The organism is Syntrophomonas sp. UBA5494 (assembly GCF_002426325.1).
In genome coordinates this window covers 3775-7612 of record NZ_DIPG01000126.1, presented here as the reverse complement: position 1 = coordinate 7612, position 3838 = coordinate 3775, and the positions used below count along the sequence as shown (strand labels likewise).

Genomic DNA, 3838 nt, shown 5'->3' with positions numbered 1-3838 from the left:
CGGCTGCTGTTGTAGACATAGCTGCCTGCCTCTATGCTGCCCGAATAGACCCGGGCGAAGGCTAACTTGCCGACATGGCGGTCGGTGACGATCTTGAACACCAGGGCGGCCAGTTCACCTTGTGCATCAGGAAACACTTCCATAACCGATTCGTTCTCCTGGCAGATGGCCTGCACCGGGGGAACATCCAACGGCGAGGGCAGAAAATCCACTACCGCATCCAGTAGTTTCTGCACTCCGATATTGCGGTATGAACTTCCGCATAACACCGGCACCATTTCACCGGCAATGGTATTCCGCCGGATAACTTGAAGCAGTAAATCCACTGGTATCACTTCATTGGCCACGTACAGGTCGAGAAGGGTTTCATCAGTCTCGGCCAGGCTCTCTAACATCTGAGTCTGCCAGTAAAGCGCAAATTCCAGGCTGTCCCGGGGGATTTCCCGGCATTCAATCTGATCGCCGCTGAGGCCGCCAAAAGTATAATAGCGCATCTCGATAAGGTCGATGACCCCTGTAAAGGCGTCGTTCTGGACGACGGGCAGATTGATGACCAGAGGGTTGGCTCCCAGACGCTGTTTAATCTGATCCACCACCCGGCAGAAATCAGCCCCGATGGCATCCATTTTATTGATATAGGCAATGCGCGGCACCTTATACTTGTCAGCCTGTCTCCATACGGTTTCAGACTGCGGCTCCACCCCGCCTTTGGCACAGAATAACACCACAGCGCCATCCAGAATGCGCAGGCTTCTCTCCACCTCGGCGGTGAAATCCACGTGCCCGGGTGTGTCGATTATGTTTACAGAACAGTCTTTCCATAAACAGCGCACTGCGGCGGAAGTGACCGTGATACCGCGTTCTTTTTCTGAAGGCAGGTAATCCATCACACTCTCGCCATTATGAGTCTCACCCATTTTATGAGTCAAACCGGTATAGTATAAAATTCTTTCAGTAGTCGTTGTCTTACCGGCATCTATATGAGCGATGATGCCGATGTTTCTAAGATTTTCTAACATTGAGCCAAAACTCTCCTTCAAAGAAAAAAATTAACGGCATTACACAAAGTGATGCCGAAATTGTGCAACTTAGTTTACCGGATAAAAAACATGTTTATGCACCCGAATATTAATTATATTTGCATAAATAGCGGTTGTCAAATATTTTAAGTTACCGACCATTGTTCAGATAAGATTTTCATCTCAGCAAAATTATAAGGGAATACTTTACAGTAATATACAGTGTTTAACAATAAATTACATAATAATAAAAATTAAATAAAATTAGAGGAAAAGTCTTACGCTGGTAGAATATTGATATGATGTTAGTCTTAGGACTAGTGGTGGTTAGCCAACGGGCTGATTAAACATTTATAAAGATGGTTATATGGGAGAACTCGAAGTGTTTTCAAATCATTTAAAGACAAAATTAAGGCTAAATACTGTCCTGCGGCTCATGGATGTCATATCTGAAGGGATTATATCGTTTTCATCAGGACAAATCAACTGGGTAAATCATGCTTTTACCTCTTTGACGGGTTACAACTATGATGAAGTTGTGGGGAGAAAATTTTCCAATTTAAAGCTGGCTCAACTTACTGATGAACAACTTGTAGAAGTTGAAGAAAGCCTGATTAAAACTGGCAAATGGCGGGGTAATGTTCAGGTTCAGCGTAAAGATGGCAGCGCTTTTTACTGCCAGCTGGCTGTCAATTCCCTCCATAATGAAGCAGGGTTTTTAGAACATAGTGTTGCTATATTTACGGATATAACAGGGGAAGAAAAGTTTAAACAGGAGCAGCTGCGCCTGCAGGAGCTCAGTGCGGCTATACAGAAATCAGCTTCGCTAAGCGCCATGTCAGCAGGCATGGTGCACGAGATAACCCAGCCATTGAATTCAATAAAAATGATCATTCTTGGCTTGCTGTATTGGCGTGATGATTCAAACTGTGCTGGCACGGAAGAATTGTATGAAAAACTGGGCGAAGCCGCAAGAGAAATAGGCCGCATTGAAGAAATTATTCGCCATATGCGTTCCTTTGCTACCCTGAGCAGAGAGCCGGAATTTGAGGAGTGCAACATAAACGGCAGCATTGCTCGAATTATGAAAATTTTAAACCAGCAATTGTCAGCCCGCGGAATTAAGTGTATATCAGAACTGACGGAAAATCTTCCTGCGATCAACGCGAACCTGAACCGCTTGGATGCAGTTCTGATAAATCTGTTAACCAACGCCATGCAGGCCCTGGATCAAGTAGAACATAACAAAAAGGAACTAATCTGCCGCACCTTTTTAGAAGAAAGATATGTGGTCATGCAAATCATCGATAATGGCATTGGCATAGATGAACGCATTCTGGACTGCATCTTCGAGCCTTTTGTTACCACCAAAGCCCCCCACCAGGGAATGGGGCTAGGCTTGTCGGTTGTTCATAATGTAATAACCCGTATGGGCGGCAAGGTTGCTGCAAGCAACAACGAAGATAGGGGTGCAACCTTTACCATAAAATTACCTGCTTTTTTATAAAATCGGCAATAATAGGCTGAGCCATCCGCATTGATGCTAAATAAGTGACTAGAAATGCTATTAATAGACCGTGGGGGTAGCAAGTATGGACATCCTCATCGTTGATGATGAAGCGCTCAGCCGCTTACATACAGCAAATTTCCTGCGCAAAATGGGACATAACGTGGTCGAAGCCGGCAGCGGAGAAGAAGCGCTTAATCTGATCGAGAGCCAACCATTCAATATGCTGCTTACCGATAATCGCATGCCTGAAATGTCGGGATTGGATTTATTGGAACAGCTTTCCTCAATGCCTGAAGCCAAGCATATGGATAAGGTTCTCTTTACCGCTTTTGCTGATATGGATAGCAGTATTGCCGCGATTCGCTCGGGTGCCTTTGATTATCTGTTGAAACCCCTGGATGTTGAGGAACTGGTCAGAACCACTGAGAGAGTTGCAAGACATCAAAGAGAGATAAACGCTAATAGCGGCGAGGATTTATCACCCGCTAACAAAGGCAGCCAAAATCGTTATGCACCAGTTTATCCCCCCTCCTTTTCCGGGAATACTGTGGGTATCTACTCTAAAAGCATGAAAGATATCATTGTCCTGGCACTGAAGCTTCATCATAACCGGTCGATTCCGGTTCTGATCGAGGGTGAAACCGGAACGGGTAAAGAACTGATAGCCCGCTATATTCATTACGGTGACAAGGCCCAGGATCTTCCGTTTGTAGCCCTGAACTGTGCCGCCCTTTCCGTTCATATTTTTGAAAGCGAGCTTTTTGGCTACGAACCGGGTACCTTTTCAGGCGGGCTTCCGCGGGGGAAGCAGGGCAAACTGGATATGGCCCAGGGGGGCACTTTGTTTTTGGACGAAATATCCGAATTGCCCCTGGAGCAGCAGGCCAAGCTGTTAAGGGTTATTCAGGAAAAAGAGTTTTACCGGTTGGGTGGACTGTCACTGGTAAAGACGGATGTAAGAATTATTTGTGCCAGCAACCAAAATCTCAAAGATCTGGTCGCCAACGGTTCTTTCCGGCAAGACCTCTTTTTTCGATTGAACACCGGCCATGTGTTTGTGCCGCCTTTGCGGAGACGGCGGGAAGCGATACTGCCTCTGGCCAGGCTCTTCATGGCCGAAATATCAGAATCGGCAGGGCGGCGCTTTAGGGAAATAGCCCCCGAGGCCGCCCATATCTTGAAAAACTATCATTGGCCCGGTAATATTAGGGAACTGCACAATGTCATGGAATGGACAGTCTTGATGTATGATGATATCCAGATAAGGCCTAGCCACCTGATCCGCCTGGGTTTAAACCATCCCCAGGAT

3 protein-coding genes are annotated in these 3838 nt (G+C 46.2%); 2 read left to right on the top strand and 1 reads right to left on the bottom strand.

Going from position 1 to position 3838, the window contains the following annotated elements; genetic code table 11:
• A partial coding sequence (locus B3W37_RS14255) for a GTP-binding protein (RefSeq protein ID WP_483176191.1) occupies positions 1–1019 on the bottom strand: 1019 nt, incomplete at its 3' end.
• A gap of 367 nt (positions 1020–1386) precedes the next feature.
• On the opposite strand from B3W37_RS14255, the gene B3W37_RS14250 reads away from it, so the two are divergent.
• Both B3W37_RS14250 and B3W37_RS14245 read left to right on the top strand, forming a co-directional pair.
• The gene (locus tag B3W37_RS14250; protein ID WP_483176190.1) at positions 1387–2526 is read left to right on the top strand and encodes a two-component system sensor histidine kinase NtrB; all 1140 of its coding nucleotides are present in this window, start codon (positions 1387–1389) and stop codon (positions 2524–2526) included.
• A gap of 85 nt (positions 2527–2611) precedes the next feature.
• Positions 2612–3838: sigma-54-dependent transcriptional regulator (locus tag B3W37_RS14245; protein WP_483176189.1), on the top strand; the 1227-nt coding region annotated here is incomplete at its 3' end.

Bases quoted from the DNA above. Each gene is read 5' to 3' on its own strand.
- B3W37_RS14250 (WP_483176190.1), top strand. From the start codon at position 1,387: ATGGGAGAACTCGAAGTGTTTTCAAATCATTTAAAGACAAAATTAAGG.